This is a genomic window from Dyadobacter sediminis, assembly GCF_005860765.1.
Lineage (GTDB): Bacteria > Bacteroidota > Bacteroidia > Cytophagales > Spirosomataceae > Dyadobacter > Dyadobacter sediminis.
The window spans coordinates 995490-1021156 of sequence record NZ_VCEI01000021.1 but is presented as its reverse complement, the minus strand read 5'-3'; the positions used below and the strand labels follow the sequence as shown (position 1 = coordinate 1021156).

The window sequence follows — 25667 nt, the reverse complement described above, 5'->3', positions numbered from 1 at the left end:
TTAACATACTATTCAATGGTCGTAAGCGGCGCAATATTCAGTTCAGCGCCGTTGTAGCCGGCATTCTGATTGATTACGCCCTGTGTATTAGCCGTAATCACCAGCGACGGAATGGGCCAGAGTGCATGAAAAGGCGCCATATTTGCGGTGTTACCCAACAGCTGGATTTTCTTTTCGTACGTATTATTGTATTTCATTACCCGGTCAAAATAGAAGTTTTTGGTACTGAAATTGCTTAAACTGTATCCGCCCAGATTCGATTTCGCCATGATGTATGAGATTCTCACCAGCTCGGAATGCCGGGGTTCTTCGGCAAACAGTTCGCGGGCGCGTTCATCCAGAATGAAATGGATATTTACATCGGCGGCTGTAACCGGCAATGCTTTTGCACGTTCCCTTACTTTGTTAAGGTCCGCTGCGGCTAAGGCAAGCTGTCCTTTCCAGTAATACGCTTCGGCTCTTAAAAGATACGTTTCGGCCAGTCGGAAAATATACCAGTCGCCGTTGCCGCCTACGGGTATGGCTTTCGGATCGTCCATTGGATTGTACATGATGTAATGCGGAATGGCGTACACATGCTTGAAAGTATCTACTTGCGCAGCCAGAAACCTGATATTTACAGGCTTGCCGAAATCGACCGATGCCGGATTGTTGTATTTCAGTTCGTCAATATCCACCCAGTTGATATCGCTTCTTCTCAAATCCGGCGTAACGCGCCAGTTGACGCCCTTGTAAGTCCAGATATCGTACTGATAATAACCTGTCAGGCGAATGTTGGCGTTTCCTCTTCCCAAAGAATCGTACATCGGCCCGCTCGCCACCATGCCGGGCTTTCCCTGACTGTCCAGCACCTGTGGCTGAAACCATTGCGGATTGTACAAACGCATCGTATAAAGACCAAGCGACCTTGCTCCCGGCGGCGCTTCGTAACGATCTATGGAGGCAAGAATAGTTTCGGTATTCTGCGTGCTGCTGAAATTCTTGGAACGGTGCAGATCCCAGATCAGGTTACGCTGCGGTTTGGCGGCATCAATCCCGAAGCGCTGCATCATCAGCGCATAAGGTCCTGAAATCACATTGTTTGCAGCTTTTATGGCCTTGTCAAATTCCAGATTGGCGAGGTAAACTTTCGCAAGCAAATGATTTCCCGCACCTTTGGATACCGCACCGGCTTTGGCCGTAACGGGCAGCCACTGAACGGCAAATTCCAGATCTGATTGTATTTTCTTTAAAATGGCTTCCCGGCTGTGCGTCTGGAAATCCAGCTTTGCGCCTTCTATTTCCTTGCTGATAAACGGAACATCACCATAGGAATTCACAAGCCGGTAATACCAGTAAGACCGGTGCCAGTATGCTTCCGCCAGGATGCCGTTGCGTTCTTCTTCAGATGTCCACTTGATATGATCAATTCTGGAGATCAGTACGTTGGTATTTTTTATGGAAGTATAAATCTGCGTAAACATGGCCAGAAAACGATAGTACTGATCCGTATTCGGCGTGAGGTTATAAAAATCCAGCTGCGACCACGGCGAAGCAAGGTCCGAAGCTGCAAATTCCATGGTCAGATTGGGCATCGTTCCCGTATTTTCGTTTTTAAGGTCTTTTCGCATCGTAATGATCAACGACTCAAAACCGGTCTTGTCCGTAAAAACGTTTTCAGGACTGAAAAAGGAAAGCGGCTCGGGTTTCAGCCAATCCTTGTTACAGGAAGTCAGTGCAACCAAGAGTATAAAGTATGCTGCAGATAGTGGTCTGAGTAATTTCATAATTCTTTTCATTTAGGGTTATGCTCCAGATTACAGTGACAAGGTGAGTCCGATAGTAAAATTCCGCGGCATCGGCACATTATTTCCGGCATTGTCCCACGCTTCCGGGTCCCAGCCGGGCCATTTGTTGAAGCTGTACAGATTCCTGACCGAAGCAAAAACACGCATATTGTTCATTTTCAGCCTTGTTGCAAGCTCCGACGGCAATGCATACGCAATGTTCACATCCTGAATCCGGACAAAAGAAAGCGGTTTGTAAACCTTGATCCCGCCGCCAAAAACATTGGTATTGGTGTTCAGTCTCGGAAAATCATTAATGCCGTTTTCAGGTGTCCAGTAAGGAAAATCGTTGGTGTTCCTTCTGTCGTACGTATCCGATCCGCCCGTGCGCAGTCCTTCGGCAAACGGTGCAATGTGGCCGAGTTCGCTTCTCAAGAAAACGGAGGCCGAGAAATTTTTGAAAAAGGTAAATTCATTCCGGAGTCCGAGCCGGAACCTTGGCTGACGGTAACCAATGAACCTTTTATCCAGAAGCGCCTCGTATTTTCCGTTTCCGTCCACGTCCGTAGCTTTGAAATCGCCCGGTTCCAGCTTGTAAACGGCGGCAGCATCTTTTTCATTCGTCTGCCAGATTCCGTTTACGTCGTAATTCCAGACACGGTCCAGCGCCTGTCCCGGAAACCATTCATTGGTGTAATCCGGAAGTTCCGTTCTCACCGCATTGCCGTCAATGGTTTCTTCCTTGTAATCTCCGAACAGCCTTTTGATTTTATTCCGGTTAAATGAAAACACCAGACTGGAACGCCAGCTGAAATTTTTCTTTTCCGTATTGACGGTATTGATGGTCATTTCGAAACCCTTGTTCCCAAGCTGGCCAAGGTTGGAAACGATGTTCCTGAATCCTGTAATTTCCGGAAGCAGGCGGTTCATCAGCAAATTGGAAGTCGTCATGTCATAATATTCCATGCTGAGGTCCACACGGTTTTTCAGTATGCTCAGGTCCATGCCCAGATTGATGGATTCCGTTCTTTCCCAAACCAGGTTCGGATTAGCCAGCGTATTCGGATAAACGCCGACCTGTACATTGGAGCCATCGTAATACTGCGTGGAAAACATTTGCGCAATGGCCGAATAAGCGCCGATATCGCGGTTCCCGTTCACGCCGTAGGATAACCGCAGTTTCATCTGGCTTACAAAATCAAGGTTGAAAAACTTTTCTTCCGAGATTTTCCATGCCAGTGCGAGCGCCGGAAACACAGCTCTCGGCTGCTTTGTACCGAATGCCGAAAAACCATCTCTTCGCAGGGAAGCCGTTAACAGATATTTATCCAGCAAAGTATAATTCAGCCGGATCATGGCGGCGTCGCCGGTCAGTTGCGTGTCATTGGTAAAAACGGTCGGGCTGGTTCCGTACTGAAGGCCGTGAAAACCGAGGTTCTGATTGGGCACAAAAGACTGGTTTGTAATCGTGGATGCCCATGCCCGGTTTCTTTCCGAACTGTACAGCAGTGTCACGTCAAAAAGATGAACTCCGAATTCCTTATTCCAGTGCAGCAGATTGTCCAGAATCCATTCGTAAGTGGAAGCATCGTCGCGCGTGGCGTACCCGTTGGAACGCGAAGAACCTCCTGCCAACGTCGCCGAAGACCAGAAATCATAATCTTTCATAGCTTCGTAACGCGGCTGAAAAGACAATTTGTAATCCATACCGAACGGCAGTTTCAGTTTTGCATAAATGGAGGCAAAAAGCGTATTGACCTTTTTAAAACGGTCCTGACCGTAATAATCGATCAGCGGGCTGGCTACTGCAAAACTGTTTGGATACCAGGAAGCACTTCCGTCTGCTTCAAACATGGAACCATAAGGGCTCATCAGATACATTTGTCCGAGATTGGCCGTAACGGTACTTTCATCACGGTCTGCAAACTGGGTATTGACGCCGACGTTCAGCCAGTCCGTCACTTTGAAATCCACATTCAGCCTCGAACGGATCGTAGAAAACTTGTCTCCGCGGATCAGTCCTTCGTTATTCTGATAACCCAGCGACCAGTAATACGTAACGTTCTTTGAGCCGCCGCCGATGCTGACGTCATAATTCTGCCGGATGCCTTTCCGGATTACTTCATTATACCAGTCTACCGTTTTGCCGGCCAGATAATTTTCGGTTTCAATCGGGAAAAACCGCAGTCGTCCGAGCCATTCCTGCGTATTGTCGGTCTGCGGATTGTTGCTTGCGTTTCTCCATTGGTCCAGCGTTACGCCGGCAGGAAGCTGCGCCGGATTGTCATAATAAAATTTCGGATTGTTCGGATTGGTGGCGCGGAGCAAATCCCTTCTGAACGTAAGATAACCCTGCGCATCAAAGGGCTTGAAATCGTTCGTGGTTTCCGTCATGCCGACGTTTGCAGAAAAGTTGATTACCGGCTTTCCGACCGTTCCTCTTTTGGTCGTGATCAGAATAACTCCGCCGGCCGCCCTTGCGCCGAACACAGCCGCCGAACTCGCATCTTTCAGGATATCAATTGTTTCAATATCAGCCGGATTGATATCCGAAATACTGCCGTTGAAAATGACACCGTCCATAACCACCATCGGATTCGTGGAAGCATTCAGTGATTTCGGCCCTCTGATCTGAAGAGAACTTCCGCCGGCAGCAGTAGTACTCTGATTGGCGTTAAAACCGGCAACGGTTCCCGTAAGCATGTCGGTAAGCTGCGTCATCGGCTGGTTTTTAAACGTTTTGGCATCCAGCCGGATTACCGCCCCCGTCAGATCGCTTTTTTTCATCGTTCCGTACCCGACCACAACGAGTTCATCCAGCGCATTTACATTGGACTCGAGTGCGATATCAATGGTTGTTTTTGTTCCGACATACATTTCTTTCTGCGTGTAACCTACAAAGCTGAACGAAAGCGTATCCTTCATGCCGCACTGAATTGTGTAATGCCCTTCTGCATTAGTCGTGGTTCCCCGCTGCGTACCTTTAACAATGACGGTCACACCCGGCAGGCCGGTTTTCGACAAGCTGTCCAGTACATTTCCGCTGATTTCTTTTTGTTCCTGGCCGTAAAGCAAGCCGGAGCATGACAGAAACAGAAGCATAAGCCAGGCTCTGGAAAACCTTGAAATAGGTAGTTGAAGAATCATATGGTATGGTTTAGGTGAGTGGAAATACTTGCTGCTGAAACTTGCTTTGCCCGTTTTTAAACCGTAATTATATTCCGTGAACGTGTATTACAGGAATACATCAAACCAGTGCTTCAAACAATAGGCGGAAGTATATTCTGAATAAAAACAATTTTACAAGGAATTACTCAAGGTTCCTTGCCAAATGCGGAAAATAGTAGCGTAAACGTTACCGATAACGTTTACGATGCCGGACAAATCAGTACTTGGAGGTGCGGGAATTATTAATTATTATTCAGAACACGCCATTGCATGAATTAATCAGCAATCACACGGCGAATTATTTTTTGGCTTTATACCGGATTCAGACTTTATGCGCAAGAGATATACGACGATTAAAGACATTGCGAAAGCATTGAATATTTCGGTTGCGACGGTTTCGCGGGCATTGCGGGACAAATATGACGTGAGCGCGGAAACAAGGCAGAACGTTCTAAAAATCGCGGAAGAACTGAACTATAAACCCAACTTCAATGCGACCGGCCTCGTTCAGCGGAGCACGCATAATATTGGCGTAATCATTCCCGGCATCACCAATTATTATTTTTCAACCGTCATTACCGGGATTCAGGAAATGGCGCGTGAAAATGATTTTAACATTATTCTGTACATCACCAATGACTCGCCTGAGACAGAAATCAAAATAGCAAAAAACCTTTCTGCAAGCAGTCTGGACGGGATTCTGGCTTGTGTGTCGGCACATTCCAATGATTGTTCCCACTTTCAGGAAATGATCGAAGACGGCCTGCCTGTTGTCTTTTTTGACCGCGTTGCCAAGTCAGTGGATACGTCAAAAGTGATGCAGGACGATTATAACGGCGCATTTGCGGCAGTTGAACATCTGATCGGCTGCGGTTACAAGAAAATAGCGCATATCACAGGCACAAAAGATTTGTCACTGACGGAAAACAGACTGAAAGGATATTATCATGCCCTGGAAAAATACGGTTTGCCGATTGTACCGGATTTTACCATACACTCGGGATTTTCACAAAAAGACGGAGAAAATGACGTGAATATTTTGTTTGAAAACAAATGGAATACGCCCGATGCCATTTTTGCCGTAAATGATCGTAAAGGAGTCGGAGCCATCATTGCGTTAAAAAAAAGGAACATTCAGGTTGGTAGAGAAGTTGGTGTCATCGGGTTTACAAATGACCCGATTTCTGAAATTATTTCCCCTGCCCTTTCCACAGTTGCCGAGCCGGCACTGGAAATCGGAAAAATCAGTTGCGGATTGTTGCTGAAACACATTAAAAAGAGCAGCTTTCCGGCAGAACAGGTTATACTTTCAGGAGAACTTATTGCAAGAAACTCGACGCAAAGACATGAACTGCCATGAATGCAGGATTTGTGCAGGCTGAAAAAATCCGGGCGGCTTTCCTGTTTTTATTGAATATTCAGCAAAACTGAAGCACTGCGCCAATAAATGATTCTACCTTACGCGGGCGTTTTACACTCTTCTTATTCCATTCTGATAACGCCGGCTTCGGGGCATTTTCTTTTAAGCGACTGCCTGCAAAAAGCACGGCAGAAAATGCAGCAGCAATCCAGACGAATAATTTTGAGCTCGGTTTCATTAACAACGAATGATTCAGGAAAAAAACGATTGATTTCCTGAATCAACATCTGTAAAACTGACATTAACAATAGCTTTATCCACTGGCTTGTTATGAATGATCAAACGATGAATCACGGTTATTGCTGATTGGATTACTGATCACCAATAAACTGCGAGGCACGGAAACTTCTTAAAATTCGCCAGAAGTATTTTTCTGCACGTGTAGGAAATTCCATTTTCAATGTTTAACTTTGAAATGCAAAGTACTTTTTATGAAAACAGAGCAGGAATATATCAGGGATTTGACAGAGATCCGTTCCATGATGGAACGATCCACCAAGTTTTTGTCTTTAACGGGCTGGTCTGGCATCATGGCCGGCATATATGCGCTGATCGGCGCTTATATCGCCTTTCAGCTGCTGGATTTCAACGGGCATGATGTAGCTTTGTACAACCGGAATATACAGCAATTGCCTGCGAACGGCCCGGAACTGGTTATTTTAGCGTTAACGATTTTGCTTCTGGCTGTCGGTACTGCTGTTTTTCTTTCCTACCGGAAGTCGAGGCAGCGCGGTGAGCAGCTGTGGAATGCGGCGGCACGCAGAATGGTCATTAATATGGCTATTCCGCTGTTTGCAGGCGGCTGCTTCATTCTGATTTTGTTTTCCAAAGGAATTCTGGATCTGATTGCCCCTTCCATGCTGATCTTTTACGGGCTTGCTCTTCTGAACGCCGGTAAATTTACTTTTGGAGAAATGAGGGATCTGGGAATCATCCAGATTATACTGGGTCTTGCAGCTGCTTACTTTACGATGTACGGATTGGTTTTCTGGGCTGTTGGATTTGGATTGATGCACATCGGTTATGGTATTTATATGCATGTAAAGTACGAGAAGTGAAAACAATCATCAACGCGTTAAATAAAGCTTTTGAAAGCAGGGTAAGGCTTGGCATTATGTCAGCGCTTATTGTCAATGACACCTTGGATTTCAACAATTTGAAGGAATATCTGGAAGTAACGGACGGCAATCTGGCCAGTCATCTGAAAGCATTGGAAAAGGAAGAATATGTTGCCGTCAAAAAGTCGTTTATCGGCCGAAAGCCCAATACGCAGTATGTCATAACCCAGCAGGGAAAACAGGCTTTTGAAGAACACATTTCCGCATTGGAAGATCTGATCAGAAGCCAGCGATAAAACTATATTTTTTTATTCATTCACTTTGAAATGCAAAGTACTTTTAGCTATGAAAGCCAATTATGACACATCTTGAAAAGGGAGGAAAGGGTAAAAGGGAAAAGGGAGGAAAGGTTTGAACCGGCAGCTAATAGCCAAACAGCTAACAGCTAACAGCAAAATAAAAATCTAACGAATTATTCACGAACCAAACAATCAATAAAAATGAAAGAGGAAATTATTGACAACATTCAGAATCCCAGACGGCTGGAAGCATTGTACCGGGAAAATAAAATGGCGTTCAGAAGCGCTTTTAATATCATTTATCAGGAAATCAAGGAAAATGCAACGGCTCAGATCTGGAATGAACGGCTGAACTTTGAGCGTAACGACATTTCGTGGGGCACCAACAAGGAGCTTATCTTTGTGATTGCAGCTTCATTTCTGGCGGGCCTGATTGCCAAAATTCCGAATTTCACGGCGATTGATCCTGAATTCTTTTATCCGAGAAACATTGCATTTGTCGTTTTTCCGTTGCTCGCAGTTTACTTTATCTGGAAGCAAAAAGTGGAATTCAAAAATATCGTTGTTATTTCCATAACATTCCTGTTTGCAGCCATTTATATCAACTTGCTTCCCGATAACCGTACAAGTGATACGCTGGTTTTAGCCTGCATGCATCTTGCGTTGTTTTTATGGACGGTTCTGGGCTATGCATATGTCGGCGGAAAACTGCACAATTATCAAAAACGGCTGGATTTTCTGCGGTACAATGGTGATCTGATCGTCATGACGGCCATTATTCTTCTGGCAGGCGGTTTGATGGCCGCAATTACAGTCGGGCTGTTTTCGCTGATTGATGTCAAAATAGAAGAGCTTTATTTTCAATATGTCGGAATCTGGGGACTTTCGGCCGCTCCGATTCTGGGCACGTACCTTGTTCAGACCAATCCGCAGCTCGTCGGCAAAGTTGCTCCGATTATTGCCAAAGTTTTTACGCCGCTGGCTTTGGTAACGCTTGTCGTTTATTTGATAGCCGTGATTTACACCGGAAAAGATCCGTACAATGACAGGGATTTCTTGATTATTTTCAATCTTCTTTTGGTTGGTGTCATGGCACTTATTCTTTTTTCCATTATTGAAACTTCGAAAAATGCAGGAAGCAAAATTGAAACGCTTTTGCTGCTTGGACTTGCGGTAATGACCATTGTAATCAACGGAATCGCGCTTTCAGCCATTGTTTTCCGGATTTCGGAATGGGGAATTACACCGAACCGGCTGGCTGTTCTTGGAAGCAATTTACTGATGCTCACCAATTTGTTAATAGTGACTTACAGACTTTTTCGTTCTGTAAATAACCCGCGCGAAGTTGAGAAAGTGGAAATCAGCATTGCCTTGTTCCTGCCCGTTTACAGCATCTGGACCATTCTGGTGACGTTTGTTTTTCCGGTTCTTTTTGGTTTTAAATAAAAGAAATTTAATAATTCAAACTGAATTGTAATTCAATTCTAATTTAAATGAAAGCACGGAGAGGTCATTACGAACGTTGTTAAATTACGCTTTGTCAAGCCTCGGGACTTTCGTCCGTAAGCCTCTCCAAAACCTTTGTTTTAATTCATTATTTATGAATAACCCGCTTTTCCTTTTTAATTTGTTCAAAGCTTTCCCAAAGAAGTTTTAAATCGAAAAGAGCTGATTTTTCAACTTTATTGAATGAAATATCCGAATGATAAAGCGCCAGATCATGAATCAGTTTCAATGAACGCGACAATTCTGTAGCGCCATGTGAAAGTACAAGTTCTAAAAAATCCGCCTGTGATTGCGTGAAATTAAATCCGGCATCTGATTTTGAATGCGTATCAACTATTTTGTTAACTGAATAATCATTTGCGTTAACGCCTAGACCGTTTGACATTTGCGATTTACTTGGATTAAATTAAAAAATGGAAAGGTCACTGCAAACGTCACCAAAGCACGCTTTGACTGGTCTCGGGACTTTCACCCGTATGCCTTTCCAAGGCCATATAATTAGACCAGTTTGTTAATAATTGTGCCATAAATAAGTAACGTTTGCATTACAAATATAGAATTAAATTATAATCTGTGGCAAGTTGTAAAATACGCAGTTATTCAAAATCGGCTTGCACAGTAAATGCGGTAAATGGATTTCCGTTCTGAAAATCATCTAAATATTTTCAAACATTTTCTGATTTTCAATAAATATTTCAGAGCGCGCTGCCTTTACTTTAATTCAGAAGACAAAAAGTCCTGACCCAAAATTTATCCATTAAATTTTACCATGAAAACCAGCAAAAAAGAACTTTCCACGGAACAAAATTCAGAACTGATTCAGATTTTAAAGGATCGTTTTGAAAAAAACATGAACCGCCATAAAGGCGCAGACTGGGAGAAAGTGCAGGCAAAACTGGAAGCAAATCCTGAAAAACTTTGGTCGCTCGATGAAATGGAAATTACTGGCGGCGAGCCAGATGTCATTGATTTTGATGAGAATACAAATGAATTTCTATTCTGTGATTGTTCGGCAGAAACACCGAAAGACCGCCGGAGTTTTTGTTACGACCATGAAGCGCTGGAAGCCAGAAAAGCAAACAAACCGGAAAACAGCGCCGTAAATAGCGCCGCAGAAATGGGCGTGGAATTGCTGACCGAAGAACAATATCAGCAACTGCAGCAACTCGGAAATTTTGATACGAAAACATCAAGCTGGCTGAAAACTCCTGCTGAAATCCGCAAACTGGGCGGTGCAATATTCGGCGACCGCCGTTTCGGAAGAGTCTTCATTTATCACAACGGTGCCGAGTCCTACTACGCCGCCCGAGGCTTCCGCGCTTCACTAAAAGTCTAAAAATCAAAAAAACAACAAATGACAACAAACAACAACAAACGACTAAAAATAACAACAAATGACTAAAAATGACCAAACATGACAACTTGTAACTAACTATGCAAATCCATGAAAACCCCTGACCAAACATGACAGCATTAAAGGAAACCCTTTCCCAACTCGAAGCACTTGGCAGTGAAAAGATGCATGCGTTCAACAAAAAACATGGCGTCGGGAATAATCAGTTTGGCGTTAAAATGGGCGATATCCGGACATTGGCAAAAAAGATCAAAACCAATCATCAGCTGGCACTGGAACTTTGGAATACCGGAAATACCGACGCACGGTTTCTGGCTATTCTACTGATTGATCCGAAGCAATTATCATCGGACGAAATAAGCGGTATGGTGAAATCCGAGCGGTTTACACATGTTGCCGATTGGCTATATACGTACGTCATCAAACTACATTCCGACAATGAAGCGCTCCGAATAGAATGGATGCAATCGGAAGATCCGATGTGCGCCCGCGCGGGATGGAGCCTGACAAGCGGATGCGTTGCCAGAACCCCGGAGGTGCTGGATTTGCCTGCGCTGCTGGACAGAATAGAAACTGAAATGCCAAATGCTGCACCCGAAGCACAATGGACCATGAATTCGACGCTTGCACAAATCGGCATCCGCTTTCCCGAATACCGAGCCCGTGCACTTGCCATCGGAGAAAAACTGGGAATTTACCGTAACTTTCCCGTATCCAAAGGCTGCACCTCTCCTTTCGCGCCGATCTGGATTAATGAAATGGTGCGCAGGCAGGAATTAGAAAAAGCATCTGAAAATAAAAAAAGTTGAACCCAGGAAGTTCAAATTAAAAGCAATCTCATTAGGTACTGTGTTTCTGGCCAAAAGTTACTTTCTCTAACCTAAAATAACTGCATAACTAAAAAACAATCCGCCTCCTTCAACAAATGACAAAGAATAACAATTAATGACAAAGAATGACAATCAATGACTACAAATGACTATAAACAACAAAACCCCACCCATCATCAATACCCCGCCGCCTGACCATCTTTCCGCATTTCGGAAGCGCCGTGATAAACCTTGTTGACACTATCGACCTGAATAGCCTGATACCCGCCAAAAAAATCTTTATCGCTGAGTTTATGGCCTTTTGCCCTCAGCTTTTCTCTGGTTTCTGCCGGTATGCCGCTTTCCAGTGCGAGCAATCCGCCTGTTGTCATCGTGGTGCCGACGGGTTCGCTGCTTCCCGAATGACTGAACCGCGCAGCATCTCCGGCCTGCTGCACATTCATGCCGAAATCGATCATATTGCATAAAACCTGCAAATGCCCCTGCGGCTGCATGGCGCCGCCCATCACGCCAAAACTCAGGAACGGCTTTCCATTTTTCATAACAAATCCCGGAATTATGGTGTTGAAAGGCCGTTTGCCCGGCGCGTACACATTGGCGTGCCCGGATTTTAAGCTGAAACTGGTGCCGCGGTTGTGAAATACAAATCCAAGTCCGTCCGGTACCATGCCGCTGCCGAATTCCAGCATATTGCTCTGGATCAGCGACACAATGTTCCCGTCTTTATCTGCAACGGTGAGGTAAACCGTATCTCCTTCTTTTAAAGCCAGTTCTCCCGAATCATACCTTTCCGCAGCGGCTGTTTTACTGATCAGTTTTCTTCTTTGTGCGGCATACTCCTTGGAAACAAGCTGCTTTACCGGGACTTTGGAAAACTGCGGATCAGCATAATAACGCGCACGGTCTTCAAAAGCAAGTTTTTTGGCTTCAATAAGCAAATGCAGGTATTCCGCACTATTATGGCCCATGCTTTTCAGGTCGTAGCCTTCCACGATGTTCAGCATCTGAAGGACCGAAATCCCTTGTCCGTTCGGCGGCAGCTCGTACACATCAAATCCTCTGTAATTAGTTGAAACAGGCTCGACCCACGTACTTTTTGTTGCGGCAAAATCCTCTTTCCGAATGAGTATTCCGGTTTTACGAGCATAGGAATCCATTGCGGTTGCAATTTCACCTTTATAAAAAGCATCCCGTCCGCCTTTACCGATCTTCTCATAAGTAGCGGCCAGATCCGGATTTTTAAAGATTTCTCCTTCTTTCGGCGCATGGCCATTGATTAAAAATGTCTTTTTAAAATTATCAAACTCACCGACTACACTTTTCTGCGCATCCAGCCGGACAAAAGCCTGATTCCATGAAAAGGCAATTACTTCGGGCACCGGCGCGCCTTCCCGTGCAAACGTGATACCCGGCGAAAGGAGTTTTTTCATCGGCAACTTGCCAAAACGCCTATGTAGTTCAAACCAGCCATCCACCGTTCCCGGCACCGATACGGACAATGGCCCGTAAAGCGGAATCTGCTCCTTATCTTTCAGCTGCTCTTTCAGCATGGCAAACGACTGCCCGGCTGCCGACCTTCCGCTAGCGTTCAATCCATACAGTTTCTGATCTTTTGCCGACCATACGATTGCAAATAAATCGCCGCCGATCCCGCAGTTATTGGGTTCAATGACGCCCAGTGCCGCATTGGCTGCAATCGCGGCATCTACTGCAGAACCGCCTTCTTTCAAAATATCCAATGCAACTTGTGTGGCAAGCGGGTGACTCGTCGCAGCCATGCCGTGCTGCGCAATGACGGAACTTCTTCCGGTAAAATTCGGGCCGCTGAGGCGATCCCCTTTTCCGGTTGTCTGCGCAACGGAAATACCGGAAATATGAAGTAAAATGGATACTGTACAGCAGGCAAAAAGGCTACTCGGTTTATTTGAAAACATCGTTAATCGGTTACTGTGTCAATATAAAGTAAAAATCTGCTATTCAGATCAAGATAGCGATTTTTTCATTTTTAACACGTTATAAAAGCCTTTACAATTTGTCCGCTGCTGTCCGGCATTGTCCGAAATCGAACAGGTTTATTTCTGAAAAATGCCTTGAAAAACGTTTAAACAGGGAATGAAAAAATGGTATGATATTTACCCGGACTTCGTTTGCCACGTTTATAATCTGAACTTATGCTACGGAGCTATATCACCATTGCCTGCCGGAACCTCGTCCGCTACAAAGGCTACACGTTCATCAATGTTTTCGGGCTGGCTATTGCGATTGCCTGCTGTCTGGTTATTTTCCTTTTCGTGCAGGATGAACTGCGGTTTGACAGGTTCCATGCGAAAGCAAAACAAATTCACCGGATTATCAATCACCGGAGTTCCGACGGCGTACAAATGGTGATGGCGCGCACGCCGCCTGCTTATGGCCCGGCTCTGGAACGTACCTTTCCGGAAGTTTTGCAAAGTACCCGGATTTTTGGTTTTGGAAACAAAGAACTGGTTGCTTACGGAAACAGAAAGTTTTTTGAAACCGGTATCCTGCTTGCAGATTCCACTTTTTTCGAGATGTTTTCATTCCCGTTAACCCGTGGCAACGCAAATCAGGTGCTTAACTCACCGGATGCCATTGTCATTTCGGAAACGATGGCGGAAAAGTATTTCGGAAATCAGGACCCGCTTGGCAAACAGCTTGTGCTGGACGGCTCCTATAAATTCCGGGTAACGGGCATTATGCGCGATATGCCTGCACAATCACATCTGAAGGCAAGCTTTATCGGATCATTTGATGCATTGCGTGAAATTGTAAGTGCTGAACGCCTCCAAAGCTGGGGCTGGCAACAGTTTTATACTTACATCACGCTGTCGGAAGGAAGTGATCCTGCAAAGCTGAACGCCAAACTGCCGGCGTTTCTGGCACAGCATGCCAAAGAAGAGGCCAGTCAGCAAAACTCGCGTGACCATTATCAGCTTCAGGCGCTTACGGACATTCACCTGCGCTCGTCCGACATCGAATACGACATCGTGGAGAAAGGAAACATCCAATACATCTATGCATTTTCGCTTGTCGCTGTATTTACGCTGCTTATTGCCTGCTTCAACTTTATGAACCTGAGCACCGCACGTTCTGCACGAAGGGCCAGGGAAGTCGGCATGCGCAAGGCAATCGGGGCGCAGCGAATCCAGCTGATCGGGCAATTTCTGGGCGAATCCATTCTGCAGACCGGCATGGCGCTTGTGCTTGCGATATTGCTGACTGCCATCGTAATTCCTACGCTGAATAACTGGACCGGAAAAACGCTTTTACTAAGTTCACTAAGTACATTTCCGTTTTTACTGGGTCTTTTCGGATTTACGCTGTTGATCGGACTGCTTGCCGGAAGTTACCCCGCATTTTTCCTGTCAGGATTCAAGCCGTTGCATGTGCTGAAAGGCATGGTCATCACCGGGAATTCAGCGACATTTCTGCGCCGGAATCTGGTTGTCGTTCAGTTTGTCGTTTCCATTATGCTCATGATCGGAGCCGGGGTTGTATTTTTTCAGGTCAGGTATATTCAGGAAAAAAATCTGGGTTTCTCGAATGAACAGCTAATTACGATGCCGATCCGCAATACAACCATGCTGCAAAATATAGAAACGATCAAAGCGGAACTCAGACAAAATCCATCCATTCTGAATGCCACTGCCTGCTACGGCGTGCCGGGCGGCCAGTTTGCAGGGGACGGCATTGTAATACCGGGCCGTACCGAAGAATTTTCGACCAATATGTTTCTTGTCGATGAAGACTACATTCCGACCCTAGGCATGACGATGGCAGCCGGACGTAATTTTTCAAAATCATTCGGCAACGACGCACGTGAAGCATTCATCCTGAACGAAACGGCCGTTCGTGAACTGGGCTGGGGCAAACCTGAAAGTGCAATCGGCAAAACAGTAAACTGGCGCCAATGGCAGCCGGCCACACCTGCCGATTCCATCAAGCGGGGCAAAGTAATCGGGGTTGTAAAAGATTTCAATTACAAGACCATTCACCAGAAAATTGAACCTATGGTTCTGCAGATTGTTCCGGCGGAGTTCTCGCAAGTTGTTGTCCGCATCCGGCCGGAGGCTTCCAGGTCTGCACTGGCTATGCTGGCCGAAAAATGGAAGGCGGCTGCCAGTGAATGGCCCTTTGAGTATACTTTCCTCGACGAGCAGTTTGCGGCGCAGTACAAGTCAGAACAGATTTTCAGCAAGGTTTTCGGGCTGTTTACCTTTCTTTCCATTTTCATTACTTGTCTGGGCTTGTTTGGACTTGCCGCTTTTACTGCCGAGCAGCGCACCAAGGAAATCGGCGTCCGCAAGGTTTTGGGCGCCAGCGTGGCAAGTATTGTCGCGCTGCTTTCAAAAGATTTCCTTATGCTGGTATTGATTGCGCTTGTAATTGCCTCGCCGGTTGCGTGGTATGCCATGAATTACTGGCTGGAAGCATTTGCTTACAGAATTGAGATCCAATGGTGGATGTTTGTGCTGGCCGGCTCGCTTGCTATCGCCATTGCCTTTTTTACGGTTTTTTTCCAGAGTGTAAAAGCGGCCTTGCTGAACCCGGTAAAAAGCTTGCGAAGTGAATAACAGTTTGTTTGTCTTCTTAAAAAATCCGAATGCAGCGGTTAACAGTATGGCAATTTTGATTTATAATACATTTTGAAAGCTTGCAGTGTACCGTTAAAATTAACGGTACACTGGCATTCTACACCTGCTTTGCAAGCTGGATATTGGCAATCATCTTGATTTTCTCGCCCAGGGCCAGTCCGCCGGTTTCAGTAAGCGCATTGAAAGTAACATTGAAATCCTTCCGGTCAATGGTTCCGCTTACCTCAAAACCTACTTTGATATTCCCGTAGGAATCTTTTTCAGTGCCGCCGTACTCGGCTTCCAGCTCCACTTCCTTCGTAATTCCTTTAATAGTCAGATTGCCCGTCAGCTTATATAAATCCGCCTTGATCTTTGTAAATGATGTAGAGGCAAATGTGAACTGCGGATAGGTTTCTGCTTCAAAAAAGTCGGCATTTCTCAAATGTTCGTCCCGTGCGGGCTGACCGGTATCGACACTGTTTACATCGATCGTAAACTCCACATCGGCATTTTCAAACTGATCCTCTTCGGTAACGACTTTGCCGCTGAATGATTTGAACGATCCGGTAACGGTGGAAATAACAAGATGTTTTACCTTGAACTGAATTTCTGAATGGAGCGGGTCTACATTCCAGATGATCTTTGACATTTTCTATAAATTTATGTTCGTACTGATTTTATGAATGAAGCCTGTTTTGCAGCCGCAACGAAGGCTGGTTTTTCAGTCTTGCGGATTACAAATGCTCCTTCTTGTTTGACTGCACAAATTTATTTACCTTTAATATGAAAAAGATACTAGTATACAAAAGCATAGTAGTATCCTGTTGTATACCGCATTTTTAAAAACGGACTGTCATGGAAAGAAAACTTCACACCAAGGAAACCTGCAAGCGAAGTGTTACCGAAATTACAGACGCATTGTATGTACTGAATGGAAAATGGAAATTGCCCTTGATTGTTTCACTGACAAACGGGCCCAAACGTTTCAATGAAATACAAAGGGAATTGAAGAACATAACGCCCAAGGTACTTTCCAAGGAACTGCGCGAACTGGAGCAGAATGAATTTGTAACCCGGAAAGTTTTCGATACAGTCCCCGTTTCAGTGATTTACGAACTAACGGAATACAGCAAATGCCTCGACGCTATTATAGAAGCGCTGCGGGCATTCGGACAGCAGCACAGAGAAAGGATTATCGGGAAAAACAGGTCATTGTCGTTACATGAACATGCAGCAGAACTTCCGGAGCCGAATATAGGGATGAGTTGGAAGTGATGAAATAGATCTCTTCCTGAATAAACTATCAGTTATAAAACAATCAAATGATTCTGCATGAGTATCTGCTGAACTTGCTCGGGCATTTGCGTCCCGATCAGCAGAAATCGCCTTTTTGACTTTTTCCTGATTTCAATGCCATTGTTGCCGGATACGGTTTGAGCAGTTCCCCGCCAGGAAAACCGGATTCCCCATCCTCCAAACTCCGCAATCGGCGCATAGGCGCGGACTGTAACTTTCTCCATTTCCTCCCATTTTATCAGGCGCGGACGTCTTTGAAAAGGAAGCCAGCGATAAGAAATGCCCTGTTCGCTGATGATGGTTTCCAGTTGCAAAAACCATAAGAAAACAGAAACGCCAACGACGACCCATATCCCGCCGTGACCGCGATAAAGCACAACGCACAAGCTAAAAAGCAACAATGCCCAAAGCCAGGGCTGACGGAACTTCTGGACTTCGGTATAATATACGGAACTGTTATTTATTTCATTCATGCTTTGTACCTATTCATTGATGCTCTAAAATAGTTATTTTATAAAAAAGTAACAATGGCAACAAACACAAATCAATACATCTTACATAATATGTTTCTCAATATTCTGACTTTTCGCCAACAGCAATCAGGAAACAGCAATGCAGAGGCGTAATAAATTCAATTACTTGCCGATACAAAACTTCGAAAAAATATTATCCAGCAAATCATCCGTAACAATCGTCCCTGTAATTTCCCCCAAATGATGGAGCGCCAGCCTTATATCCTGTGCCAGAAAATCACCTGTGATGCCGAGTGACAAGCCATTGATGACATCCGTTAATGAATCATGCGTTTTGACCAGATGTTCGTAGTGACGCAGGTTGGTAACAACAGTATCGCCGGCAGATTGCTTGTGCACCATGGAAACAAGCTTTCTTGTTAGATCAGGCAAACCTTTCTGCGTCTGGGCAGAAATGGCAATGATTTCGCTTTCCAGCTTTTGCAGTTTTTCTGCTTCGGCCGGATTGATGTCGATTTTATTCAAAACATATAAAACCTGCTTTGTTGGCGCGAGTGATTTTGCCAGTTCCTTGTTTTCATGAAACGTTTCCTCAGTATCAAAAAGGAAAATGACAATATCGGCTTTTTCCATGGCCGCTTTGGAGCGTTCAATGCCGATGGATTCTACAAGATCGGTCGTTTCACGAATGCCGGCGGTATCAATAAAGCGGAATTTCAGGCCTTCCAGAACCATGGTGTCTTCAATTACATCGCGCGTGGTGCCGGCAATGCTGGTGACAATGGCTTTTTCTTCGTTTAACAATGCATTCAGTAAAGTTGATTTTCCAACATTCGGTGAACCGATAATCGCAACGGGAACGCCTTCCTTGATTGCGTTTCCAAAATCAAATGAATTGATCAGCGGCTCAATGGTTTCCAGCAATGCATTGATCAAACGCCGCAAATCATCGCGCTGGGCAAATTCGACATCTTCTTCGCCAAAATCCAGTTCAAGCTCGATCAAAGAAGCAAAATGGATGAGTTCGCTGCGGAGTGAAGCCAGCTTTTTGGAAAAACCACCTCTCAAATGATTCAATGCAGTTTTATGACTTGCCTGTGAATCTGCGGCGATCAGATCGGCAACAGCCTCGGCTTGCACAAGGTCAAATTGTCCGTTCAGAAAAGCACGTTGCGTAAATTCGCCCGGCTTTGCAATTCTTGCACCTTTTGTAATCAGTATTTTTAGAATCTGCCGGATGATATAATCGGAGCCGTGACAAGAAATTTCAACCGAATCTTCTTTAGTGAAAGATTTCGGCGTTTTGAAAACGGTTACCAAAACCTCGTCGATTATTTCTCCGGCATGCTGTATGGTACCGAAATGCACCGTATGGCTTTCAGCATTTTCAAGATTTTTTCCTTTGAAAACGGTATTGACCAGGGCAATGGAGCCAAGTCCGGAAACCCTGATTACGGCAATTGCGCCTACGCCCGACGGCGTTGCAAGCGCACAAATAACTTCTTGTTGATGGATCTGCAATGTATTCATACTACAAATATGCGACTAAATCCAGGATTGAACATGGAAACGTTCCATTTTGAATTTCTTACCTTTGTGGCATTTTTCGTAACATTTGTTTGTTACCTTTTTTGAACATTTCCCTTTTTGAACTTTGCTTACTGAAACTTTGCCGATTGTCACAAGCCAGCTCCCTGTTATGGAGGCCTTTTACACCTTGCAGGGTGAAGGGCAGCATAGCGGACGTGCTGCCTATTTTATCCGTCTGGGCGGATGCGAAGTCGGCTGTCACTGGTGTGACGTAAAAGAATCCTGGAATGCCGATCTTCATCCCAGCTACTCTGTTGATTCCATTGTAAAAGGTGCTTTGCAATATCCCGGCCGGCTTGCAGTGATCACGGGCGGCGAGCCGCTGATGTATAATCTGGATGAACTGACTGCTGCTCTTAAACATGCGGGATTCAAAACAAACATTGAAACTTCCGGCGTCTATCCTTTTACCGGCTTCTGGGACTGGGTTTGTTTTTCTCCGAAGAAATTTAAAAATCCGCATCCTGACATTTACAAAAATGCAAACGAGCTGAAATCCATTATTTATAACAAAAGTGATTTTGATTTTGCCGAATCGCATGCGTCGCTGGTTTCGCCGGATTGTACGCTGTTGATGCAGCCGGAATGGAGTAAGCATACGCAGATGCTGCCTTTGATAATTGACTATATCAAAGACAATCCCAAATGGAAAATGTCGTTACAAACGCACAAGTACATGAACATTCCCTGATGCAACGTGCCTTTTTCGTTATTTTACTTGCCAGTCTGATTATTTCAAAACGGGTAACTGCGCAGGAAGCGCCATTGTCAAAAAAAGCGCGTGAAAATTATGAAAAGGCGCAAAAAGCATGGCAGGGACGACAACTTCCGGAAGCGATTGCATTGTTTGAAAAAGTACTGGAACAGGAACCGAAAAGCTATGATACGCATTTGAGGCTTGGCCAGATTTACGAACTTCAGAAAAACCGGGATCTTACAAAAAAACATTATTCGGCTGCCGTTCAGCTGAAACCGGCTTCTCCGCAATCTGCCGCTGCCTTTCACTGGCTTGGCCGCTATCATTTTGATTCGGAAAGATATGATTCCGCACAGGTTTATCTTGAAAAGTCCTTCGCTCTTTTTCCTGTAAAATCGAGTCTTTCCAGATTGACGGAGAAGTTGATTGCTTCATCAAAGTTTGCGCAGAATGCCATCAAGAATCCTTTGAGCATTCAAAAAATCTCACTCGGTGATACGATTAATTTTCTGCATACGCAGTATTTTCCGGTTGCAACTGCGGATGACGAAACGCTGATTTTTACAGGACTTACCGAAAACCGGGACGAAAATATCTACATTTCGCACCGCAAACAAAGCGGCTGGGATGTGCCAGAGGAAATTTCCAAAGCCATTAACACCACCAATAATGAAGGAACATGCAGCGTTTCTGCCGACGGAAGGACGCTGGTGTTTACAGCCTGCAACCGGGAAGACGGGTACGGAAGCTGTGACCTTTACATTTCGAGAAAAGAAGGCAAAGAATGGAGTGCACCGCTAAACCTTGGACAAACTGTAAATTCAAGAGACTGGGAATCGCAGCCTTCGCTTTCGGCTGACGGGCATACGCTTTATTTTGCTTCTGACCGCAAAGGCGGACTTGGCAAAAGAGACATTTGGGTTACAACAATGGATCAGAAAAAACAATGGACCGAACCAAAGAATCTGGGTGCGGCCATTAATTCTGCCGATGATGAAAATGCGCCGTTTATTCATGCCAACGGAAGGACTTTGTTTTATGCTTCCAACGGTTTTCCGGGCATGGGCGGACTGGATATTTTTATGTCGCAGCAAATGGATACGGTCTGGTCTCAATCCGGAAACATTGGTTACCCGATCAATACGGTTGCGGACCAGGTCGGATTATTCATTGCTTCTGACGGGCAAAAGGCGTATTATACAGATGACAATTCGGACAAAAAAAGCGGCCGTTCGTTGATTTACACCTTTAAGCTGCCCGAAACGATCAAGGAACGGATTGTACCTGCACGCTATGCAAAAGGAAAGGTGTTTGATAAAAAAACCGCGGCGCCGCTTTCCACCGACATTGATCTTTATGATCTGAAAACGCAGCAAAAAGTCGGCGCATTTACTTCGGACAGTAAGGACGGATCTTTTCTTACCGTTCTGAACAATGGTGGTGAATACGCGTTCTATGTTTCCAAGGCAGGCTATTTGTTTAAAAGTCTGACTTTCAGCGTTAGCGACACTACTTCTTACGTTAACCTGGATATTCCGCTCGAACCGATTGAAAAAGACCGCGTGGAAGTTCTGAACAATATATTTTTCAAAACCGGCGAATATAATCTTGATGAAAAATCAAAAGTCGAGTTGAAAAAAATGGCTGATTTCTTAACGGATAACAAAACGGTCCAGATCGAAATTTCAGGTCATACGGATGATGTTGGATCAGATTCCGAAAATATGGAGCTTTCCAGAAGACGGGCGCAGTCGGTACAACAATATCTGCAACAGTCAGGAATTGCGGCAGAAAGGATTCTGGCCAAAGGTTATGGCGAAACAAAGCCCGTTGCACCCAATGACTCACAGGAAAATCGTCAGAAGAACAGAAGAATTGAATGGCGCATCCGCTGAACCGATTTGCATAAAGAGCTGAAATTTCGCACTTTTGTCGATCACGTAGTGTTATATATGACGAGTACAATCATTGCATTGCTTCTGTAAAAAATGGTTCAATGCCTGATACCGGACACAACTCTTATACGAAACACAGGTTTACAACATACGTCGTTAACAATCAGTATTTATAATAACATGACATCTGAAAAAGTTTCTTGTCTGATTATCGGCTCCGGCCCTGCCGGGTACACAGCCGCTATATATGCTTCACGTGCCGGACTGAATCCGGTTTTATATCAGGGCGCTCAGCCCGGCGGCCAGCTCACCATTACAACGGAAGTTGATAATTACCCCGGTTATCCGGACGGAATTACAGGTCCTGAAATGATGATCAATTTCGAAAAGCAGGCAAAGCGCTTTGGAACGGATATCCGTTACGGCATGGCAACGGAAGTGGATTTTACCTGCTATCCGCTGAAAGTTGTCATTGACAGCAAACATGAAATTACCGCGGATTCCGTTATTGTTTCAACTGGTGCTTCGGCCAAATGGCTTGGCGTTGAAGGCGAAGACCGTTTGAACGGACGGGGCGTTTCGGCTTGTGCGGTTTGCGACGGATTCTTTTTCCGCGGACAGGATGTTGTGGTTGTAGGTGCAGGCGATACTGCTGCCGAAGAAGCCAGTTATCTTGCAAAACTGGCACGTAAAGTGTATCTGCTTGTTCGTCGTGATGAAATGAGAGCTTCCAAAATCATGCAGAAGCGTGTGGAAATGCTTCCGAACATTGAAATTCTATGGAATACCGAAACGGTAAAACTGAACGGTGACGAAGGATTGGAATCTGTACTGGTTAAAAACACTAAAACCGGCGAAGAACACCTTTTGGACGCAACCGGATTTTTCGTAGCCATCGGCCACAAACCGAATACGGATATTTTCAAAGGATACCTGAACATGGATGAAACCGGTTATATCCAGACAGTAAAAGGAAGTTCCTGCACGAACATCAAAGGTGTTTTTGCCTGCGGCGATGCACAGGATAATGTTTACAGACAAGCCATTACGGCTGCCGGAACAGGTTGTATGGCTGCGCTGGATGCAGAACGATTTTTAATGGAGCGTGAAGTTGAAATTCTTGCAGAAGAAACGGCGGCTTAACAAATACCGGAATCAATTATTTATCAGACTGTATGATTCGTTCAATGAAGCATACAGTCTGATCCAGTTTTATAATTATGATGAAAATAAGGCTTATTGTAAGTTTGCTAATGATCGTGTGTTTGATCTCCCGGAACACGCAAGCGCAAGAGCGAGGAAAATTCAAGAAAAATCCGAAAATAAACCAGTCCGGAAACAATGCCAACGAAGGACCTACCCGAATTGCAACGCCCCAGCCCGAGGACGAATATCAGGTTGAAACATCCAGTTTAAAATTTCAGAGCCAGTTTGAACCCGTAAAACCATTGAACCCGCTGGTCAGTGAAGACACAACGACGATTGACGAAGGCGATACCGAAGTAGTCGAAGTCGTGGATTCTTTGCTTGTTGCCGATGAATGGGTAAAAGCAGCGGAATATTACGTAATCTGGGATGCGCGTACCATTAATCCTTACGGTTTGAGTCCGCTCGAATTTGACGAACCCGTTGATCTTACCTTATATGATGAGGCTGCCAAACGTATGTGGAGTACGCCGCTGGCTGTAACCAAACCTACTTCCCAATTCGGATACAGATGGGGAAGATGGCACAATGGCAGCGACCTTGATCTGGAAACGGGTGATACAGTTCGTTCCACTTACGACGGCATGGTGCGGATTGTAGCCTGGGACGGAAGCGGATATGGCCGCTTTGTTGTTGTAAGACATTACAATGGGCTGGAAACCTTATACGGGCATTTATCCAAACAACTCGTTGAATCCGGCCAGATTGTGAAAGCAGGCGAAGTAATCGGGCTGGGCGGAAACACAGGCCGCAGTACAGGCTCGCATCTTCATTATGAAAACCGCTATGAAGGAAACCCGTTTGATCCAAGACATATTTTTGACTGGGACAATAAAATGATCCGTTCGGACCATTTTCTTTTAACCAGCAATGTATGGGGCCATCTTCGTGGAAAATCCAATAAAAGTGAATTTGAATCCGGCGATGCAGCGCCTGTCTCTGTCTCGCGATCCATATTACATAAAGTACGTTCCGGCGATACCCTGTCTTCCATTGCAGGAAAATACGGCGTCAGCATTTCCTCCATTGCACGCAGAAACCGTATGTCAAGCCGTTCGACATTAAGAATCGGACAGAAGCTCCGCATTAAATAATCATTATGAAACTAGATATTCTTGCCATAACCGCGCATCCCGACGATGTGGAGCTATGCTGCGCCGGAACTTTGCTTGCACAGATTGCGCTCGGCAAAAAAGTAGGCATTGTGGATCTTACACGAGGTGAACTGGGTACAAGAGGTACGCCGGAAGGAAGATTGCAGGAAGCGCAGGATGCCGCAAAAATCCTGAACGTACACGTAAGAGACAATGTGGGACTTGCCGATGGTTTTTTTGCCAACAATGAAGCGCACCAGAAAGCCATTATTCCGTTTATCCGCAAATACCAACCGGATATTGTGATTACCAATGCCATCGACGACCGGCATCCCGATCATGGAAGAGGCGGCAAACTTGTTTCGGACAGTTGTTTTTACTCCGGTTTGCGAATGGTCAAAACCTTTGATGAACAGGGAAATGAACAGGAAGCATGGCGTCCGAAGCAGGTATTCCATACGGTGCAGGACCGGTATATCTCTCCGGATTTCATTGTTGATATTACGGCATTTCATGATCAGAAGCTGGAAGCGATCCGGGCTTTCAAGAGCCAGTTTCATGTTCCGGAATATACAGGAGAAGGCGAGCCCGAGAGTTACATTTCCTCACCTGAATTCTTTGAATTTGTAATTGCACGCGCCAAAGAAATGGGCCATGCAATCGGCGTAACGTTCGGTGAAGGATTCACGACAGCCCGAAAACTCGGCGTCAGAGATTTATCCGTGTTCGTCTAATTTTTTCTTCAACGATATTTTTATAAAAAAAGCTCAGCGGTTCAACTATTGCTGACTGCAATTCGTATATAGAAAAAATAACCTGGAACAATATGAAAAGAGCAATGGCATTGTTGCTGTCGGGTGTGTTTACATGCTTTTTGCAAAGCTGCTACGGACAATCGTCACCTGCCGGGCAGAATGAGAAAAAAAGTGCGGATTACTCCCACACGGATACGGAGCCGGTAAACAAGAGCAATAAAGACTGGCAGAAAATACTTTCCCCGGAAGTGTACGAAGTTGCGCGTCTGAAAGGAACGGAAAGGCCTTTTACAAGTGAATATGAGCATTCCAAGGAAGTAGGGACGTTCTATTGCGCCGTATGTGGCAATGCGCTTTTCAAAAGCGATGCCAAATATGAAAGTGGCTGCGGCTGGCCGAGTTTCTTTGAACCGATCAGTAAAAAATCCATCATTGAAGCGGCTGACAACAGTTATGGAATGCGAAGAACCGAGGTGATGTGCGGAAGATGCAAATCACATTTGGGCCACGTTTTTGATGACGGACCGCCGCCAACCGGCCTGCGTTACTGTATCAACGGCGTTGTGCTTGATTTTGAAAAAGCTAAAACCGCCGAAAAGGCTTACAGCAACAGAAAAAAAACAAACAGCGGCAGCTAACTTGTTTATGGGAGCTTTTGATGA

At 45.2% G+C, this 25667-nt stretch carries 22 protein-coding genes; 14 read left to right on the top strand and 8 right to left on the bottom strand.

What is annotated here, in order from left to right:
* Positions 1-8 precede the first annotated feature (8 nt).
* Positions 9-1766 (bottom strand): RagB/SusD family nutrient uptake outer membrane protein, encoded by a 1758-nt coding sequence (locus FEM55_RS11500; protein WP_138281461.1) that lies wholly within the window; start codon positions 1764-1766, stop codon positions 9-11.
* Between the two features lie 30 nt (positions 1767-1796).
* The gene (locus FEM55_RS11495; protein ID WP_138281460.1) at positions 1797-4913 is read right to left on the bottom strand and encodes a SusC/RagA family TonB-linked outer membrane protein; all 3117 of its coding nucleotides are present in this window, start codon (positions 4911-4913) and stop codon (positions 1797-1799) included.
* 352 nt (positions 4914-5265) lie between these two features.
* Here FEM55_RS11495 and FEM55_RS11490 point away from each other — a divergent pair, with 352 nt between their 5' ends.
* The gene (locus tag FEM55_RS11490; RefSeq protein ID WP_138281459.1) at positions 5266-6294 is read left to right on the top strand and encodes a LacI family DNA-binding transcriptional regulator; all 1029 of its coding nucleotides are present in this window, start codon (positions 5266-5268) and stop codon (positions 6292-6294) included.
* A gap of 58 nt (positions 6295-6352) precedes the next feature.
* Here FEM55_RS11490 and FEM55_RS11485 read toward each other — a convergent pair whose 3' ends face one another.
* Positions 6353-6532, bottom strand: a complete 180-nt coding sequence (locus FEM55_RS11485; protein WP_138281458.1) for a hypothetical protein — start codon at positions 6530-6532, stop codon at positions 6353-6355.
* 253 nt (positions 6533-6785) lie between these two features.
* On the opposite strand from FEM55_RS11485, the gene FEM55_RS11480 reads away from it, so the two are divergent.
* The 3 genes from FEM55_RS11480 to FEM55_RS11470 all read left to right on the top strand — a co-directional run bounded on the left by FEM55_RS11480 (position 6786) and on the right by FEM55_RS11470 (position 9157).
* Positions 6786-7412: a hypothetical protein gene (locus FEM55_RS11480; protein WP_138281457.1), complete on the top strand. Its 627-nt coding sequence runs from the start codon at positions 6786-6788 to the stop codon at positions 7410-7412.
* Positions 7409-7708, top strand: coding sequence for a winged helix-turn-helix domain-containing protein (locus FEM55_RS11475; RefSeq protein ID WP_138281456.1), 300 nt, complete (start codon positions 7409-7411; stop codon positions 7706-7708). Before FEM55_RS11480 ends, FEM55_RS11475 begins: the two co-directional genes overlap by 4 nt.
* Positions 7709-7912: 204 nt before the next feature.
* On the top strand, positions 7913-9157 hold the full coding sequence (locus FEM55_RS11470; RefSeq protein ID WP_138281455.1) for a hypothetical protein: 1245 nt from the start codon (positions 7913-7915) through the stop codon (positions 9155-9157).
* A gap of 148 nt (positions 9158-9305) precedes the next feature.
* Here FEM55_RS11470 and FEM55_RS11465 read toward each other — a convergent pair whose 3' ends face one another.
* A complete protein-coding gene (locus FEM55_RS11465) occupies positions 9306-9602 on the bottom strand; it encodes a hypothetical protein (RefSeq protein ID WP_138281454.1) in 297 nt (98 codons plus the stop codon).
* Between the two features lie 384 nt (positions 9603-9986).
* Here FEM55_RS11465 and FEM55_RS11460 point away from each other — a divergent pair, with 384 nt between their 5' ends.
* Together FEM55_RS11460 and FEM55_RS11455 are read left to right on the top strand one after the other, a co-directional pair.
* Positions 9987-10553 carry a DUF4256 domain-containing protein gene (locus FEM55_RS11460; protein ID WP_138281453.1) on the top strand — a complete coding sequence of 189 codons (567 nt, stop codon included), beginning with the start codon at positions 9987-9989 and terminating at the stop codon, positions 10551-10553.
* A 128-nt stretch (positions 10554-10681) separates the two neighbouring features.
* On the top strand, positions 10682-11380 hold the full coding sequence (locus FEM55_RS11455; RefSeq protein WP_138281452.1) for a DNA alkylation repair protein: 699 nt from the start codon (positions 10682-10684) through the stop codon (positions 11378-11380).
* Positions 11381-11577: 197 nt separating this feature from the next.
* Here FEM55_RS11455 and ggt read toward each other — a convergent pair whose 3' ends face one another.
* On the bottom strand, positions 11578-13335 hold the full coding sequence (ggt, locus tag FEM55_RS11450; protein ID WP_138281451.1) for a gamma-glutamyltransferase: 1758 nt from the start codon (positions 13333-13335) through the stop codon (positions 11578-11580).
* Positions 13336-13572: 237 nt separating this feature from the next.
* Between ggt and FEM55_RS11445 the strand changes: the two genes are divergently transcribed.
* Positions 13573-15996 carry an ABC transporter permease gene (locus FEM55_RS11445; protein ID WP_138281450.1) on the top strand — a complete coding sequence of 808 codons (2424 nt, stop codon included), beginning with the start codon at positions 13573-13575 and terminating at the stop codon, positions 15994-15996.
* A gap of 118 nt (positions 15997-16114) precedes the next feature.
* Here the strand turns inward: FEM55_RS11445 and FEM55_RS11440 are convergent, their stop codons facing one another.
* A complete protein-coding gene (locus tag FEM55_RS11440) occupies positions 16115-16648 on the bottom strand; it encodes a YceI family protein (RefSeq protein ID WP_138281449.1) in 534 nt (177 codons plus the stop codon).
* Positions 16649-16854: 206 nt separating this feature from the next.
* Between FEM55_RS11440 and FEM55_RS11435 the strand changes: the two genes are divergently transcribed.
* On the top strand, positions 16855-17274 hold the full coding sequence (locus tag FEM55_RS11435) for a winged helix-turn-helix transcriptional regulator (RefSeq protein WP_138281448.1): 420 nt from the start codon (positions 16855-16857) through the stop codon (positions 17272-17274).
* Positions 17275-17306: 32 nt separating this feature from the next.
* Here the strand turns inward: FEM55_RS11435 and FEM55_RS11430 are convergent, their stop codons facing one another.
* The gene (locus FEM55_RS11430; protein ID WP_138281447.1) at positions 17307-17768 is read right to left on the bottom strand and encodes a hypothetical protein; all 462 of its coding nucleotides are present in this window, start codon (positions 17766-17768) and stop codon (positions 17307-17309) included.
* Between the two features lie 162 nt (positions 17769-17930).
* The gene (mnmE, locus tag FEM55_RS11425) at positions 17931-19298 is read right to left on the bottom strand and encodes a tRNA uridine-5-carboxymethylaminomethyl(34) synthesis GTPase MnmE (protein WP_138281446.1); all 1368 of its coding nucleotides are present in this window, start codon (positions 19296-19298) and stop codon (positions 17931-17933) included.
* A 169-nt stretch (positions 19299-19467) separates the two neighbouring features.
* On the opposite strand from mnmE, the gene FEM55_RS11420 reads away from it, so the two are divergent.
* The 6 genes from FEM55_RS11420 to msrB all read left to right on the top strand — a co-directional run bounded on the left by FEM55_RS11420 (position 19468) and on the right by msrB (position 25643).
* Positions 19468-20049, top strand: coding sequence for a 7-carboxy-7-deazaguanine synthase QueE (locus FEM55_RS11420; RefSeq protein ID WP_138281445.1), 582 nt, complete (start codon positions 19468-19470; stop codon positions 20047-20049).
* Entirely contained in the window at positions 20004-21950 is a 1947-nt protein-coding gene (locus FEM55_RS11415) for an OmpA family protein (RefSeq protein ID WP_229209206.1), read from the top strand. Before FEM55_RS11420 ends, FEM55_RS11415 begins: the two co-directional genes overlap by 46 nt.
* Positions 21951-22130: 180 nt before the next feature.
* Complete coding sequence (trxB, locus tag FEM55_RS11410; RefSeq protein WP_138281444.1) at positions 22131-23093, top strand: thioredoxin-disulfide reductase; 963 nt, start codon at positions 22131-22133, stop codon at positions 23091-23093.
* Positions 23094-23173: 80 nt separating this feature from the next.
* The gene (locus tag FEM55_RS11405) at positions 23174-24250 is read left to right on the top strand and encodes a M23 family metallopeptidase (RefSeq protein ID WP_171036541.1); all 1077 of its coding nucleotides are present in this window, start codon (positions 23174-23176) and stop codon (positions 24248-24250) included.
* 5 nt (positions 24251-24255) lie between these two features.
* On the top strand, positions 24256-24984 hold the full coding sequence (gene bshB1, locus FEM55_RS11400) for a bacillithiol biosynthesis deacetylase BshB1 (RefSeq protein ID WP_138281443.1): 729 nt from the start codon (positions 24256-24258) through the stop codon (positions 24982-24984).
* 92 nt (positions 24985-25076) lie between these two features.
* Positions 25077-25643: a peptide-methionine (R)-S-oxide reductase MsrB gene (gene msrB, locus FEM55_RS11395; protein WP_138281442.1), complete on the top strand. Its 567-nt coding sequence runs from the start codon at positions 25077-25079 to the stop codon at positions 25641-25643.
* Positions 25644-25667: the final 24 nt, after the last annotated feature.